Raw genomic sequence first — 15,600 nt, 5'->3', positions numbered from 1 at the left:
CCTACTTCTTCGTGTAGATGCGGTCGAACACGCCGCCATCGTCGAAGAAGGTCTTTTGCGCCTTGGCCCAGCCGCCGAAGTCCTTGTCGATGGTGACCATCGGGATCTCGGGGAACTGCGCCTTGAACTGCTGCGCAATGGCCGGATCGCGCGGGCGGTAGAAGTTGTGCGCGATCGCGGTCTGCGCTTCGGGGGTGTAGAGGTAGCGCAAGTAGGCGTCGGCCACTTCGCTGGTGCCGTGCTTCTTGGCATTGGCGGTAACGACCGCGACCGAGGGTTCGGCGAGGATCGAGATCGAGGGCGCGACGATTTCGAACTTGCCCGCACCGAGCTTCTTCTCGGCAAGGAAGGCCTCGTTTTCCCACGAGATCAGCACATCGCCGATGCCGCGCTCGACGAACGTGGTGGTGGAGCCGCGCGCGCCGCTGTCGAGCACGGGAACATGCTGGAACAGCTGCTTCACATAGGCTTCGGCTGCCGCATCGCTGCCGCCCGCCTTGCGGCCATAGGCCCAGGCGGCGAGGAAGTTCCAACGCGCGCCGCCACCGGTCTTGGGATTGGCGGTGATCACTTCGACGCCGGGCTTCACGAGATCGCCCCAGTCCTTGATTCCCTTGGGATTGCCCTTGCGCACGAGGAACACGATCGTCGAGGTATAGGGCGCGCTGTTGTCCGGCAGGGCCTTTTGCCAGCCGGCATCGAGCAGCTTGCCCTTGGCCGAAATGGCATCGATGTCGTAGGCGAGCGCGAGCGTGGCAACGTCCGCTTCCAGACCATCGATGATCGCGCGGCTCTGCTTGCCCGAGCCGCCATGGCTCATGCGGAAGGTGACGTCCTTGCCGGTCTTCTGCTTCCAGAACGCCGCGAAGGCCGGGTTGATCGCCTGATAGAGTTCGCGCGTGGGATCGTACGACACGTTGGTCAGCTCGATCGCACCCGACTTGCTGCCGCTGCCTGAACAGCCCGCCAGCAGCAGGCCCATCACGAGCGAGCCGGCGAGAAATGCGCGGCGGGACTTGGATCGGCCTTCAGTCATGCATCGTACTCCCGTTTGCGTCGGCCGAAGGCTTGTGGCCTGCGGCGTCGGGTCGTCCCTAAACTCAATTAATCAGATAGACATTAGAGTTCTGCTTCGTGGCCGGAAAGAGAAGCTATGGGTGATGCGCCTCCAGCGCATGCCCCTGCCCCGCACTTTGCCCCGAATCAGTGCGAATCTGTCGCGAGGAAGCTTATCTCCACCTAATGAGTAGAGAATAGGTCAGCGCCGAAGCGAGGGAAATTGTCGACTAAATGAGTAGACATAGTTTGTTTCGAACGCCCCTCAGGTGATCGGGCATAAGGGTGCCGCTCCCCTTGCATGCCCCGCACTGCCTCGTGCTATGCGAGCGACTATGTCATCGCTCTGTTGCAATCGGCCAGCATTCCGCGCCGCGTTCCGCCGCAATCCGGCGGGCACAGGGGGGATCAATGGCCATGAGTGAACCGCAGCCGCTGGCAGCCAAGGAGAGCCTGCAAGCCCCGCCGCCGCACCGCTATTTCAACCGCGAGTTGAGCTGGCTGGCCTTCAATCGCCGCGTGCTGGCCGAAGCGCAGAACCCGAACTATCCGGTGCTCGAGCGGCTGCGCTTCCTCTCGATCTCGGGCAGCAACCTCGACGAATTCATGATGGTCCGCGTTGCCGGCCTTGCCGCGCAAGTGCGGCAGGGGATCGACGAGCTATCCATCGACGGGCTGACCCCGACGCAGCAGCTGCACGCCGCCTATCGCGGGGTCGAGGAACTGGTGCGCGCGCAGCAGGCGATCCTTGCCGATCTCACCGCGCAGCTCGACGAGGCCGGAATCCGCATCGTCGGCGACCGCAAGCTGGACAAGGCCCAGTCCGAATGGGTGGCGCAGTACTTCGAGGAACATGTGTTCCCGGCGCTGACCCCGCAGGCAATTGACCCGGCGCACCCGTTCCCTTTCATCAACAATCAGGGCACCGGCATTCTCTTCACGCTGACGCGGCTGGCGGACAGCGAGGCGGTGACCGAGATGATTCTTGTGCCGCCCGCGCTCCCCCGCTTCGTCCGCCTGCCGGGAGCCCCGGCGAGCTGGATCAGCATCGAGGAACTGATCCTGCGCGGCGCGGGCAAGCTTTTCCCGGGCTTCCGCATCCACGGCCACGGCACCTTCCGCGTGCTGCGCGACAGCGACATCGAGATCGAGGAAGACGCCGAAGACCTGGTCCGCTACTTCCGCACCGCGATCCAGCGGCGCCGTCGCGGCAAGGTGATCCTGCTGCAGGTCCAGGAAGACTTCGATCCCGAGGCGGAGGCGCTGCTGCGCGACAAGCTGCGGCTCGACCACGCGATGGTGATCAAGGCAGGCGGCCTGCTCGCAATGAACGGGCTTTCGGTGATCGTCGACACCGACCGGCCGGAGCTGAAGTTCGAACCCTATATCCCGCGCTATCCCGAACGCGTGCGCGAGCATGACGGCGATTGCTTCGCGGCCATCCGCACCAAGGATCTTGTCATCCACCACCCGTTCGAAAGCTTCGATGTGGTGGTCGATTTCCTGCGCCAGGCTGCCTCCGATCCGGACGTCGTCGCGATCAAGCAGACGCTCTACCGCGCCGGCAAGCAATCGGCCGTCATCGCAGCACTGATCGCGGCGGCGGAGGCGGGCAAGTCGGTGACCGCGGTGGTGGAGCTCAAGGCCCGCTTCGACGAGGAGCAGAACCTTCACTGGGCGAGCCAGCTCGAACGCGCGGGCGTGCAGGTGATCTACGGCTTCGTCGACTGGAAGACCCACGCCAAGGTGAGCATGGTCGTGCGGCGCGAGGGCGATGGCTACCGCACCTACTGCCACTTCGGTACGGGCAACTATCACCCGGTGACGGCGCGCATCTATACCGACCTCAGCTTCTTTACCGCCGACCCCAAGTTCGGGCGCGATGCAGGGCTGCTGTTCAACTTCATCACCGGCTACATCGAGCCCAAGACTACCGAAATGCTGGCGATCGCGCCCATCGGTGTGCGCCGCAAGCTCTATGAATGCATCGAACGCGAGATCGCCTTTGCGGCAGCGGGCAAGCCGGCTTCGATCTGGGCCAAGCTCAACGCGCTGACCGACAGCCAGCTGATCAGCCGGCTCTACGCGGCAAGCGAGGCGGGGGTGGAGATCAATCTCGTCGTGCGCGGCATCTGCTGCCTCCGGCCCGGCGTTCCGGGGCTTTCTGAGAAGATCCGGGTCAAGTCGGTGATCGGCCGCTTCCTTGAGCACAGCCGCATCTGGGCCTTCGGCAATGGCGCACCGCTGCCCAACCGCCGCGCCAAGGTGTTCATTTCCTCGGCCGACGGGATGACCCGCAACCTTGATCGCCGTGTCGAAGTGCTGGTGCCGATCAAGAACCCGACGGTGCACGATCAAGTGCTCGATCAGGTGATGCTGGCAAACCTGCTCGATACCGAGCAGAGCTGGATACTGGAGAGCGACGGCACTTATCACCGCGCCGATCCCGGGCCCAAGCCGTTCAACGTACACCGCTATTTCATGACCAATCCTTCGCTGTCCGGGCGCGGCGCGGCGCTCACCAAAGGCAGCAAGGTACCCAAGCTCGCCCTGCGACGCGGCGGGATGGCAACCACTTGACCCGACCGGACTGAATGACCCGCTATACCCGCGCCCCTGCCTACGTGCCCACCCGGGCGATCATCGACATCGGTTCGAACACCTTGCGCCTCGTCATCTATGGCGGACCGGCGCGCGCGCCCGAAGTGCTGCACAACGAGAAAGTGACCGCGCGGCTCGGCAAGGGCGTGGCGGAGAACGGCAAGCTGGGCCAGCGCGCGATGAGCACCGCGCTCGCGAGCCTTGCCCGCTATCGCACCCTGCTCGATCTCAAGGGCATTGCCGAGGTCGATGTTGTCGCGACTGCGGCGGCGCGCGATGCAGTGAACGGGCAGGACTTTCTCGCGCAGATCCGCGCGCTGGGCCTCACGCCGCGGCTGCTGAGCGGTGAGGAGGAAGCGATCACCAGCGCGCACGGCGTGATCGGCGCGTTCCCCCGCGCGCAGGGCGTGGTCGGCGATCTCGGCGGCGGAAGTCTTGAACTGGTCGATGTCGATGCGGATGGCTGCCGGCATGGCACCTCGCTCCCGCTCGGCACGTTGCGGCTGCCGGGCCTGCGAGCGGGGGGCGAGCGGGCGTTCGGGCAGACGGTCGCCAAGATGCTCAAGCGCGCGGATTGGCGGGCGGCTCCGGGCTCGACGCTGTACCTGGTCGGTGGATCGCTGCGTGCATTTGCCCGGTATGCGATGACGACGTCCGGCTGGCCGATCGACGATCCGCACGGATTCGAGATCGACGCGGCGCCCGCGCAGGCCCTCGCGAAGGCGCTGGCAAAGCGCAAACCCGAGGCGCTGCTGCCAGTTCCCGGGCTTTCGAGCTCGCGCCTTGCCGCGCTGCCCGATACGGCGGCCCTTCTCTTCGTACTGATCCGCGCGCTGCAGCCGGGGCGGCTCGTGTTCTCCTCGTGGGGCCTGCGCGAGGGACTCCTGTGGGAGCACATGGCGGACGGCGTGCGCATGCAGGACCCGCTGGTGGCGGGCGCGGCTGCGTTCGCGACCGAATACGGGATTGCCGCAGGGACCGCCGCGATGGTCACCGGCTGGACTGCCGCAGCGCGGCTCCCCGATGGAGTTGCCAGTTCCGAACACCTGCGACTGACAGCGACGATGCTGTGCCTTGCCACCGCGATGGTCGAGCCCAATCTGCGCAGTGACCTCGCGCGGGACTGGGCCCTGCGCAAGCGCTGGATCGGCGCCTCGCCCGTTGACCGCGCGATGCTGGCGGCGGCGATGATCGCCAACACCGGGCAAACCGATCTGCCGCCAGACCTCAGCCTGCTCGCCGCACCCGAGCAGTTGCGCACGGCTCAAGCCTGGGGCTTTGCGACACGGCTGTGCCGGCGCTTCAGCGGCAATACCGCGCAAGGGATCAGCGGCAGTGGCTTGCGGGTAGAAGAGGGCACGCTGGTGCTCAACGTGCAGCCGCAGATCGCGGTGCTGGTCAACGAAGGCGTGGAACGCGACCTCCGGACCCTAGCGGCACATCTGGGGCTGAAGGCGGACGTGCGCTAACGCTTCTCGCGCTCGGCCTCCGCCTCGGCCGCCGCCAGCACACGCAGCACGTTGCCTGACCAGATCCTGGCGACATCCGCTTCGGTATAGCCCGCCGCAAGCAGGGCCTTGGTGATCTTTGGCAGGTCGGCGATGTCCTCAAGACCGACCACACCACCGCCGCCATCCCAATCGAGCCCGATGCCGACGTGATCGGCGCCCGCGACTTTCAGGGCATGCAGCAGATTGGCCATGACGTCATCGAATGTGGCGCGGACTTCGGGGTACTTCGCATCGATGGCATGGCGTTCGGCGAGCATCGACTGGCGCTCGGCTGCGGTCAACGTCTTGTCCTCGGGATACTTTGCCTCGAGCGCTTTCATCGCCGCTGCGCGCTCGGGGCTTTGCTTGAGGTCTTTCACGTAGACCGAATTGATCTGGATGACCCCGCCTGCATCGGCGAGCGCCTTGAGGTGTGCGTCGTCGATATTGCGCGGGTGATCGAATACCGCCTTGCAGCCCGAATGGGTGAGGATCAGCGGCGTTTTCGAGAGGCGCAGCGCATCATCGAGCGCGCGGTCGGAGCTGTGCGAGAGATCGGGGACAACGCCGAGGCGGTTCATCTCTGCCAGGAGCTGCACGCCGAGCGGGCTGAGGCCATCCCACTTGGCCTTGTCGGTCGAGCTATCGGCAAACTGGTTGGTGCGGAAATGCGCAAAGCCGGCAATGCGTACGCCCATCGCGTAGAAGCTGCGCAGGAGCGTCGAGTCCTCGCCCAAGGGCCAGGCATTCTCGATCGAGAGATAGACCACGCGCTTGCCGCTGGCCTTGATCGCGGCGGCATCGGCGGCCTTGCTGGCGAGCGCGAAGCTTTCGGGATGGGCGGCGACCATTTCGCGGATGGCAGAAGCGCGCAGGAACGCGAAATCGCGCGCCTTGCGGGTGGATTCCGCATCGAGAGGCCCCTGCGGCGTGTAGATCGCCCAAAAGCCGCCATCGAGCCCGCCCTGCTTCATGCGCGGCAGATCGACCTGCGTGTAATCCTGCGCCACAGTGTGTGCGTCCATGATCGACCAGCCGGGAAAGGCGAGCGAAGCGGGCGTATCGAGATGGGTATCGAGCGTCAGCAGGCGCTGCTGGAGCGCGGCCGCAGGGTCAGCGACCTTCTTGGGCGCGGCGAACGCAGGGCCGGCAGCGAGGACAAGGGCAGAGGCGGCGAGAAGGATCGTTCTGATGCGCATGACCGCAACCTTCGCGCTGCGCCCGCGAAAGTCAATCAGGCGGGGTCGGCATCCACTTGTGCGGCGGGACGCGCAGATGCAAAAGCCGGATGCGCGAGGGCGGCGGCTTCGATCGCTTCAAGCCGGGGATAGTCGGTCCGGGCACCGAAACGGCGGGCATTGGCCAATTGCGGGATCAGGGTGATGTCCGCCAGCGTGATCATGTCCCCGAAGCAGAACGGGCCGCTGCGATCCGCGATCAGGCGCGAGCAGGCTTCGAGCCCGCCCTCGATCACTTCGCGTGCCCAGGCATCGACCGCGGCCTGATCAAGCCCCCGCGCGCGCAGCATCCGCAGCACGCGAAGATTCTGCACCGGGTGGATATCACAGGCGATGGCGAGCGCGAAAGCGCGGACGCGGGCGCGTTCGAGCGGATCGGCGGGGAGCAGCGCAGGCTCCGGGAAGCGTTCCTCGAGGTATTCGATGATCGCGAGGCTCTGCGTGAGCACGGCGCCTTCGACTTCGAGCGCGGGTACCAGCCCCTGCGGATTGCGCGCGACATAGTCCGGCGCGGTCTGCTCGTTGGTGCGCAGATCGTGCGGTGCCGCCTCCCATGGCAGCCCCTTGAGCGCGAGCGCTGTGCGCACCCGCCAAGCCGCAGAAGAACGCCAGTAGGTGTGGAGGACGAGATCCATGCCCGGCGGATAGCGCGGAAATCCGCCGCTTGTCATCATTTCTATCGAGTTAAAGGAATCGTAGTCATTGTGGATATATATCATGCGGGTCCGCCCATTCCGGAGTTCGCATGTCCGCCGAGATGCCCGAGCAACGTCCCCAGCAGGAGCGCCAGTCCGAGCGCCGCCCGCTTATGGTGCGCGTGCAGTACCGGCGCACGATCGTGCGGCTTGCAGCGCAGATCCTCGACCTTTCGTGCCACGGCCTGCGTCTTGCCGGCATGGAGCGGCTGCGCGTCGGCGAATGCGTGTGGATCACCCTCCCCGGCCTGCCGCCGCGCCAGGCCAAGGTGGTCTGGGTGGACCGCTTCGAAGCCGGCTGCGCGTTCGTCGAGCCGCTGCACCAGGCGGTCTTCGACGCGATTGTTGCGGGCCACATGCACTGACGCTTTCCCCCCGCCCCGCGAGTGGGTAGGGGACAGGAATGCTTCGCCTCACCGAACTCAAGCTTCCCCTCGATCACACGACTGCCGAACTTGAAGCCGCGATTGCCGAGCGGCTGGAGATCGAGCCTGCCGAACTGCTGCACTACAGCGTGGCGAAGCGCGGGAATGATGCGCGGCGCAAATCAGCCATCAAGCTGGTCTACGCCATCGATGCGAGCGTGACGGACGAGGCCGCCGTGCTGGCGCGCCATGCCGGGGACGCGCATGTCCGCCCTTCTCCCGATACGTCCTACCGCTTTCCGGTCATGGCGCCCGAGGGCTGGCAGGGCCCGCGTCCGGTAGTGATCGGTGCGGGGCCGTGCGGGCTGCTGGCGGCGCTGATCCTTGCGCAGATGGGGCTCAAACCCATCATCATCGAGCGCGGCAAGGCGGTGCGCGCGCGGACCAAGGACACCTGGGGCCTGTGGCGGCGGAGCGAACTGACGCCGGAATCGAACGTCCAGTTCGGCGAAGGCGGCGCGGGCACGTTCTCGGATGGCAAGCTCTACAGCCGGATCAAGGACCCGCGCCATCTGGGGCGCAAGGTGCTGACCGAGTTCGTCAAGGCGGGCGCGCCGCCGGAAATCCTGACCGAAGCGCATCCGCATGTCGGCACGTTCCGGCTGGTCACGATGGTCATGTCGATCCGCGAGACGATCGAGGCGCTGGGCGGCGAGTACCGGTTCGAGACACGGGTCGAGGACTTTGTCATTGGCAAGGACGAGCGCGGCGAGCGGCAGCTTGAGGGCCTCGTCCTGTCAACCGGAGAAGTCCTGCCGGCAAAGCGCGTGATCATGGCGGTCGGCCATTCGGCGCGTGATACCTTTGCCGTGCTCCACGCTGCAGGGGTGCATATCGAGGCCAAGCCTTTCGCGGTGGGCGTGCGGATCGAGCATCCGCAGCGGCTGGTCGACGTGGCGCGCTATGGCCCTGGTGCCGGCCATCCGATCCTTGGCCCGGCGGCCTATTCGCTGGCGCATCAGACGAGCCATGGCCGCTCGGTCTACAGCTTCTGCATGTGCCCGGGCGGGCGCGTGGTGGCGGCGGCTTCGGAGCGGGGGCGCGTGGTAACCAATGGCATGAGCCAGTATTCGCGCGCCGAGTTCAATGCCAATTCGGGCCTCGTCGTCGATATCAGTCCGGAGCGCGATTATCCGGGTGGGCCGCTGGCGGGTGTGGCGTTCCAGCGCAAGTGGGAGGAACTGGCCTACGTGGCGGGCGGCAGCAACTACCGCGCGCCGGGCCAGCGCCTCGAAGACTTCCTCGCCGGGCGCCCATCGACCCGCTTCGGTTCGATTGCCCCATCATACCAGCCGGGGGTAACGCCGACCGATCTGGCCCAGTGCCTGCCGGACTTTGCCGTTGCCGCGATGCGTGAGGCTCTGCCGGTGTTCGGCCGCCAGATGCCCGGCTACGACCATCCGGATGTGGTGCTGACGGGCGTCGAGACGCGCACATCTTCGCCGGTAAGGATCAACCGGGGCAGCGACTTCCAGAGCCTCAATACGCACGGCCTCTATCCGGCGGGTGAAGGTGCAGGCTATGCGGGCGGCATTCTGTCAGCAGCGGTGGACGGCATCCGCGTTGCCGAGGCGCTGGCGCTCGATTTGCTGGGTCAGTCTGCCGCAGCGCGGGTATAGGCATTCAGCAGCGATTGTCGCAGCGCGCCGAGCGGCGGCAGGTCGAGCCCGCCGAGCTGCGCAATGCCGACGATCTCGTCCGCGCCGTAGCACTGCGAGAGCATGATCGCCTCGCTCTTGATCTTCTTTCCAAGCGGTCTTGACCAGAACGTTAAGACTGTCGGCAGCGCGCGCTCGGTGGGGTCCTCGTCCACGACCATGGCGAGCCGGCCCGAGCGCAGTTCGACGAAAGCACCGATCGGGAAGATGCCGACCATCTCGATGAAATCGACCATAATCGCCGGGTCGAGCCCCTCGCAATGCTCGCCCATGTGGCGGATCGCCTCGGCCGGATCGAGGCCGGGCCGATGGCCCTTGCCCGCGACGAGCAGATCATAGGTGTCGCAGATCGCAGCCATGCGCGAGAGCTGGTCGATCTCGTCCCCGGACAGGCGGTTGGGATAGCCGCAGCCGTCGAGCCGCTCGTGATGGCGCATGCAGACCTTGAGCACGGCGTCAGGAATGTCACCCGCCGCCTTGAGCAGGGCGTGACCGGAAAGCACGTGCTGGCAATGGACATCGTTCTCGGGATCGGCGGTGCTGCCGGACCACGCCTCTTCCGGGTGGGGCGGGCCGCCGGTTTCCTGATTGGCGCCGATGTCCAACAGCAGCCCCGCCATCCCGGCCTCGCGGGTTTCGGCGGCAGAGAGGTTCATTTGGCGGGCCAGCGCGATCATCAGCGCGCTGGTGGCGAGCGCATGGCGATAGGTTTCCTCGCTGTCCTCGCGGCAGCGCAGGAGGCCGTTGAAGGCATAGAGATTGCGCTGCACCGAAGCGTAGATGTCGTCGATCAGAGGATCGACCGTGCGCGCACTGATGCCGCGGCCGAGGCGGGCCTCGATGAACACGCGGCTGACAAGCCTAGAATGGCGTTCGGCAAGTTTGCGCGCGGTGCCGAATTCCCGGGCAGTGGCGACCCGTGCGGTGGCGAACTTGTTTGCCGCGGGGCGCGGCGGCACCAGCGGCATGCCGCGCTGTGGGGGTGGCGGGGCGCCGACGGTTGCCACCTCGCGCTGGGGCACGTTGCTCAGCCCGCGCTCGGTATCGATGATGACCCCATCCACATCGCTGCCCAGCAGCGCATCGAGCATCCACTGTTCTTCCAGCAGGAACTTGCTCTTCCAGAAGGGATGCTTGAACCAGCTCCCCTCCAGCTTCTGGATGAACATGCCGAGCCGGAGCTCGGAGGTTTCGACGCGTTTCAGCATGGTCCGGACAACATGGCACCGGTGTGGCTGAAACCGGCTGACCACACAGCTACGCATTCGCCCTGATAGGGTGCGCAAAGGGTCATTCCCCCGCGCCGGATTCTTGGCTAGCGTTGGAAAGAAAAGCAAAACGATGAGGACGACCTGATGAGCAATGCGAGCGGCGCGGGCCTCAATCCCGGCATGGACCCGGAGGTTTTCGCCCAGTTCCTCGAACAGCTGCAGCGCTATGTGCGCGAGCGGCTGATTCCGGCCGAGGCGCAGGTCATCGCGGGAGATGCGATCCCCGAGGACCTGCTTGCCGAAATGCGCGAGATGGGGCTGTTCGGCCTGACGATGCCCGAGGAATACGGCGGCGCGGGCATGAACATCAGCCAGTATATCGAGACGATCCACGCGATCAGCTATGCGATGCCGGCGTTCCGCTCGATCATCTCGATCAACATCGGCATGGTCTGTTCGGCGATCAAGAACGCGGGCACGCCGGAGCAGAAGGCCGAATGGTTGCCGCGTCTGGCAGCGGGCGAGATTGCGGCGTTCGGGCTGACCGAGCCGGGTTCGGGCTCGGATTCCGCAGGGCTCGCGACAATGGCGGTCCGATCCGGCAATGGCTATGTGCTGAGCGGCACCAAGCGCTACATCACCAATGCGCCCTATGCGAAAGTGGGCCTGATCATGGCGCGCACGAGCAAGGAGAACCTGCCGAGGAATGCGCATGTCTCGGCCTTCCTCGTGCCGCTCGACACGCCGGGGGTGACGCGCGGCAAGTCCGACAGGAAGATGGGCCAGCAAGGCAGCCATATCGGCGACATCATCCTCGAGGATGTCTATGTGCCGGGCGAGGCATTGCTGGGCGGCGAGGAAGGCAAGGGCTTTGCGACCGCGATGCAGAGCCTCGACAACGGGCGGCTTTCGGTGGGCGCGGCAGCGACGGCGCAGGCGCGGCGATTCCTCGATACCGCGATCCGATATGCGAACGAGCGCAAGGCCTTTGGCGAGCCGATCGCGCAGTTCCAGCTGATCCAGGCGATGCTGGCGGACAGCCAGGCCGAAATCTACGCCGCGCAGTGCATGATGCGCGATGCGATCGCCAAGGCGGATGCGGGGCAGAAGATCCTGATGGAAGCCGCCGCTTTCAAGATGTTCGCCTCGGAGATGTGCGGACGCGTGGCGGACCGCTGCGTGCAGATCCATGGCGGCGCGGGCTACCTCGCCGAGTATGAGGCCGAGCGGTTCTTCCGCGATGCGCGCATCTACCGCATCTACGAAGGCACCACCCAGATCATGCAGCTGGTGATCGCCAAGCAGATGCTGAAGGACTTTGCCGCCGGCGCCGCCTGACCCTCACACCTCCGGCATGTTGCATACTTCGCCGTCGCCCTCGGCAAGCGCCACGAACTGATCGAGCAGCCAACGTGCAGCTGGCCCCGGCGGGGTATCGCGGCGCCAGATCGCGGTGAAGCGATAGGCGCCACCGGGGTGATCGGGCATGGCAAGGCGGGTGAGCGTGCCCGCCGCCAGATCACCCGCCACCATCGGCAGCGGCATGTTGCCCCAGCCGATCCCCTCGCGCAGCAGGGCATGCTTGGCGCCGAGATCGGCAAGACGCCAGGTCTTGGGACTGACCACCCCGAAATCGCGCCCCGCCGTGGTGCCCGAGCGGTCCGACAGCACCAGCTGGATGTAGTCGCGCCCGGCGCCGGGCAGGATCTCGGTCATGCGGCCGAGGGGGTGATCGGGCGCCGCGACCGGCACCAGCAACGTCGCTCCGGCCACTCTGCCGTCGATCTCGGCCATTTCGGCGGCCAACGGACCGGAAATCCCGATGGTGGCCGTGCGCGCCTGCACCATCGCGCTGACCGCACCCAGCGCCTCGACGTGAAGCCGCAGCTGAACCGTCGGGAACCCCGTCGCAAACCCGCGCAGCACGGTTGCCAGGCGTTCGGGCGGGACCATGACGTCGACCGCAAGATCGACCTCGGCTTCCAGCCCATCGAGCAAGCCCTTCACTTTCGCGCGAAGGCCATCGACGCCCTGCGCAATGGCGCGCGCCTCTGCCAGCAGCGCGCGGCCGGCTGTGGTGAGCTGCGGCTTGCGCGTGCCCTCGCGGTCGAACAGGATGACGCCCAGTTGGGCCTCCAGGTTGGCAACACCGTAGCTGATCACGGAAACGGCCCGGCCCAATTGGCGTGCCGCACCCGCAAAACTGCCGGTATCGACAATCGTGAGAAAGATGCGCAACTGATCAAGCGTGGGCGTACCGGGACTAGCCACTGTTCAGCTCCATCGAATAAATCGGTGCACTTTATCCCACTGAACAGGAAAGCAGGCAACCGCTATATCGGCTCCAACGAAGGCGCCCTGCCCGTTCCCGTGGCGGGCGCATGACAGGAGAACAGGTCATGATCGAACTGCGCCCCTTTGCCAGCCTCGGCGGTGCGAACCACGGCTGGCTTGATGCCAAGCATCACTTCTCGTTCGCCGAGTACCACGATCCGGCGCGCATGCACTGGGGCAACCTGCGCGTGTGGAACGACGACACGATCGCGCCGAAGAGCGGTTTCCCGCCGCACCCGCACCGCGACATGGAGATCATCACTTACGTCCGCGAGGGCGCGATCACCCACCAGGACAGCCTTGGCAACAAGGGCCGGACCGAAGCGGGCGACGTCCAGGTGATGAGCGCGGGCACCGGCATCCGCCATTCGGAATACAACATGGAGGACGTGACCACGCGCATCTTCCAGATCTGGATCATGCCGACCCGCAGCGGCGAAGCCCCCGGCTGGGGCGCGCGTCCTTTCCCCAAGGGCGAGCGTGCCGGGCAATTCGTGGCGCTCGCTTCGGGCTATGCCAATGACCAGACCGACGGCGATGCCCTCCCCATCCGCACCGATGCCCGCGTTGTCGGAGCAACCTTGCGCGCCGGCGAAACCGCGAGCTATCCGCTGGGCAAGGACCGCAGGGCCTACCTCGTCCCCGCCACCGGCGCGGTGAAGATCGCGGATGTGACCGTGAACGCCCGTGACGGCGCGGCGATTCGCGATCTCGAAGTGCTGACCGTGACCGCGCTGGAAGACAGCGAGATTGTCATGGTTGACGCTGCCTGAAGCGTTGGCGGGGCGTTTCGGACCTGCTCCGGGCTCCCCGCAATGGCGTTTGTCAGGAATTATTGCTCAATTCGAATGATTGAAAGACGATCCATAACGGATCATTTACCGTTTTTGGTCCACAATGGGCTGATGGCGCCGGATCAGCGCCAAGAGGCTCGTTGCAAGGTGATGGTGCGGTAGATGTCATTCATGGCTCCCATTCCACCGACGGATCAGGTCGTGCGGGCCCAGCGCCAGCCGCGGATCATCCGCGCTCGCCTCGTCCACCGCGATGGCGAAGTTCAGGATATCGTCATCCGCAACGTTTCCGAGACCGGACTTGGCGCGAGCGCGCGCGGGCCGGCTCCGGTGCGCGGAGAGCGGGTGCTGGTGGTGCTGCCGGGCGAACAGGAAGCGACCGGGATCGTCCGCTGGTTCAGCGGTCACACGTTCGGCATGCAGCTTGATACGCCGCTCGATCTCGAAGCACTTGGCCGCGCGCTGCAGCGGCAGGCGCATGTCGCGCAGGTTTCCGGCGAATGGAAGGTCGAGACACGGCACCGTGTCGTCACGCCGATGACCGACCCTTCGCGCATCCGCCGCGTCTGACTTGCATCAGCCGGACTGAAGCCCTGCATCAGTTTTTCTTGATGGGAACCAGCGTTCGCCGCGCCGGTTGACCGGACTTGCGCAGGCGTCATGCTGCGCGGCCATGACCAGACAGATCGAAGAACCCGCCCGCCGGATCGACGTGATCCACGAGACCGACGTGCTGGTGGTGGGCTCCGGCCCGGGCGGCCTTGCGGCGGCGCTGGCTTCGGCGCGCGCGGGGGTGAAGACGACTCTGGTTGAACGCTATGGCTGTTTTGGCGGCAATATCACCCAAGTCGGCGTCGAAGGCTTTGCCTGGTATCGCCACCCGACGACCATCGACAGCGAAGGCATCGGCCGCGAATTCGAGGACCGCGCGATCGCGATGGACGCCGCGCTGCCCGAGCCGCAATCGATCAGCCATGCGCTCGATGCCGAAGCCTTCAAGCATGTGGCCGACGTGCTGGTGAAGGAAGCCGGGGTCATCCCGATGCTGCACAGGCTCGTCGTCGCGCCGATCATGGAAGGCGATGTGATCAGGGGCGTGATCGTCGAAAGCAAGGCAGGGCGCGAGGCCATCCTCGCCGCCCGCGTGATCGATGCGACAGGCGATGCCGATCTGGCCCATCGTGGCGGCGCGCCGACGATCAAGCATCCGGTTGACGAGATGATGTCCGTCTCGGTGATGTTCTCGATGAGCGGGGTGAACAAGACGCGCTTCATCGAGGCGGTGAAGGCCGATCCGCAGACTTATGGCGACTGGTCCGGCGGCGGCGAATGGGACATCACGACGAGCGGCAAGGAAGACGAAATGTTCTCGCCGTTCCTGCGGAAGCCCTTCCGGCAGGCGCTGAAAGCCGGGCTGCTGCCGGAAAACCTTGCGACCATCGCGGGCACATGGGGCACCGTTTCGGATCAGGGCGATCTCACCTACCTCAACCTCGTCCACCATTACCTTGACGGCACCGATCCCGACAGCCTGACGCGCGGCGAGATGGACGGGCGCGCCGATGCGATGCATGCGATTGCCGCGCTGCGCGCGTTCATGCCGGGGTGCGAGGGCGCCAAGTTGCGCAACTTCGGGATGACTTTGGGGATTCGGGATACGCGCAAGATCGACGCCCTTTACAACATGACCGGCGACGATGTGCGGGGCGAGGCGCGGTTCGAGGATTCCATTGGCATTTTCCCGGAGTTCATCGATGGTTACGGGCTGCTGATCCTGCCGACGACCGGACGCTATTTCCACGTGCCCTACCGCTCGCTCGTGCCCAAGGGGATCACGAACCTGATCGTCGCGGGCCGGGTGATCGGCGGCGACAAGGTGAGCCACGCCGCCGTGCGCAACATGATGTGCTGCGCGGTGTCAGGCCAGGGCGCGGGCGTGGCCGCGGCGATTTCGGTGAAGACCGGGCGGGATTTCGCGCAGGTGGATATCGCGGCGGTGCAGGCCGAACTCAAGCGGCAGGGCGCGCGGATTCACTAACTGCAACCTTCGTCATTGCGAGGAGCGGAGCGACGAAGCAACCCAGAGCGGCCGTGCGCT

At 65.8% G+C, this 15,600-nt stretch carries 13 protein-coding genes; 8 read left to right on the top strand and 5 right to left on the bottom strand.

Annotated features, from left to right (window positions below):
• Position 1 precedes the first annotated feature (1 nt).
• Complete coding sequence (locus IP83_RS04430; RefSeq protein ID WP_054120996.1) at positions 2 to 1,036, bottom strand: sulfate ABC transporter substrate-binding protein; 1,035 nt, start codon at positions 1,034 to 1,036, stop codon at positions 2 to 4.
• 437 nt (positions 1,037 to 1,473) lie between these two features.
• Here IP83_RS04430 and IP83_RS04425 point away from each other — a divergent pair, with 437 nt between their 5' ends.
• Together IP83_RS04425 and IP83_RS04420 are read left to right on the top strand one after the other, a co-directional pair.
• Entirely contained in the window at positions 1,474 to 3,636 is a 2,163-nt protein-coding gene (locus IP83_RS04425) for an RNA degradosome polyphosphate kinase (RefSeq protein ID WP_054121053.1), read from the top strand.
• Positions 3,637 to 3,650: 14 nt separating this feature from the next.
• Positions 3,651 to 5,126, top strand: a complete 1,476-nt coding sequence (locus tag IP83_RS04420) for an exopolyphosphatase (protein WP_054120995.1) — start codon at positions 3,651 to 3,653, stop codon at positions 5,124 to 5,126.
• On the opposite strand, the gene IP83_RS04415 is transcribed toward IP83_RS04420, so the two are convergent.
• Positions 5,123 to 6,346: a dipeptidase gene (locus IP83_RS04415; protein ID WP_054120994.1), complete on the bottom strand. Its 1,224-nt coding sequence runs from the start codon at positions 6,344 to 6,346 to the stop codon at positions 5,123 to 5,125. The genes IP83_RS04420 and IP83_RS04415 overlap by 4 nt on opposite strands.
• A 35-nt stretch (positions 6,347 to 6,381) precedes the next feature.
• Complete coding sequence (maiA, locus tag IP83_RS04410) at positions 6,382 to 7,020, bottom strand: maleylacetoacetate isomerase (RefSeq protein WP_054121052.1); 639 nt, start codon at positions 7,018 to 7,020, stop codon at positions 6,382 to 6,384.
• A 110-nt stretch (positions 7,021 to 7,130) separates the two neighbouring features.
• Between maiA and IP83_RS04405 the strand changes: the two genes are divergently transcribed.
• Entirely contained in the window at positions 7,131 to 7,445 is a 315-nt protein-coding gene (locus IP83_RS04405; protein WP_054120993.1) for a PilZ domain-containing protein, read from the top strand.
• Positions 7,446 to 7,483: 38 nt separating this feature from the next.
• Positions 7,484 to 9,124: an NAD(P)/FAD-dependent oxidoreductase gene (locus tag IP83_RS04400; protein ID WP_054120992.1), complete on the top strand. Its 1,641-nt coding sequence runs from the start codon at positions 7,484 to 7,486 to the stop codon at positions 9,122 to 9,124.
• Here the strand turns inward: IP83_RS04400 and IP83_RS04395 are convergent.
• A complete protein-coding gene (locus tag IP83_RS04395) occupies positions 9,100 to 10,371 on the bottom strand; it encodes an HD-GYP domain-containing protein (RefSeq protein ID WP_054120991.1) in 1,272 nt (423 codons plus the stop codon). The two genes, IP83_RS04400 and IP83_RS04395, sit on opposite strands and share 25 nt — an antisense overlap.
• A 147-nt stretch (positions 10,372 to 10,518) precedes the next feature.
• Between IP83_RS04395 and IP83_RS04390 the strand changes: the two genes are divergently transcribed.
• Positions 10,519 to 11,712 carry an acyl-CoA dehydrogenase family protein gene (locus IP83_RS04390; RefSeq protein WP_054120990.1) on the top strand — a complete coding sequence of 398 codons (1,194 nt, stop codon included), beginning with the start codon at positions 10,519 to 10,521 and terminating at the stop codon, positions 11,710 to 11,712.
• 3 nt (positions 11,713 to 11,715) lie between these two features.
• Here IP83_RS04390 and IP83_RS04385 read toward each other — a convergent pair whose 3' ends face one another.
• Entirely contained in the window at positions 11,716 to 12,645 is a 930-nt protein-coding gene (locus IP83_RS04385; RefSeq protein WP_054120989.1) for a LysR family transcriptional regulator, read from the bottom strand.
• A gap of 128 nt (positions 12,646 to 12,773) precedes the next feature.
• Between IP83_RS04385 and IP83_RS04380 the strand changes: the two genes are divergently transcribed.
• From IP83_RS04380 to IP83_RS04370, 3 genes are all read left to right on the top strand, one after another.
• On the top strand, positions 12,774 to 13,481 hold the full coding sequence (locus IP83_RS04380; RefSeq protein WP_054120988.1) for a pirin family protein: 708 nt from the start codon (positions 12,774 to 12,776) through the stop codon (positions 13,479 to 13,481).
• 192 nt (positions 13,482 to 13,673) lie between these two features.
• Positions 13,674 to 14,072: a PilZ domain-containing protein gene (locus tag IP83_RS04375; protein ID WP_054120987.1), complete on the top strand. Its 399-nt coding sequence runs from the start codon at positions 13,674 to 13,676 to the stop codon at positions 14,070 to 14,072.
• A gap of 103 nt (positions 14,073 to 14,175) precedes the next feature.
• Positions 14,176 to 15,540 carry an FAD-dependent oxidoreductase gene (locus IP83_RS04370; RefSeq protein ID WP_054120986.1) on the top strand — a complete coding sequence of 455 codons (1,365 nt, stop codon included), beginning with the start codon at positions 14,176 to 14,178 and terminating at the stop codon, positions 15,538 to 15,540.
• Positions 15,541 to 15,600: the final 60 nt, after the last annotated feature.

Source organism: Novosphingobium sp. AAP93, assembly GCF_001296055.1.
Taxonomy (GTDB): Bacteria; Pseudomonadota; Alphaproteobacteria; order Sphingomonadales; family Sphingomonadaceae; genus Novosphingobium.
Note: the sequence above shows the minus strand (reverse complement) of the source record. Positions and strands in the feature narration are given on the sequence as shown.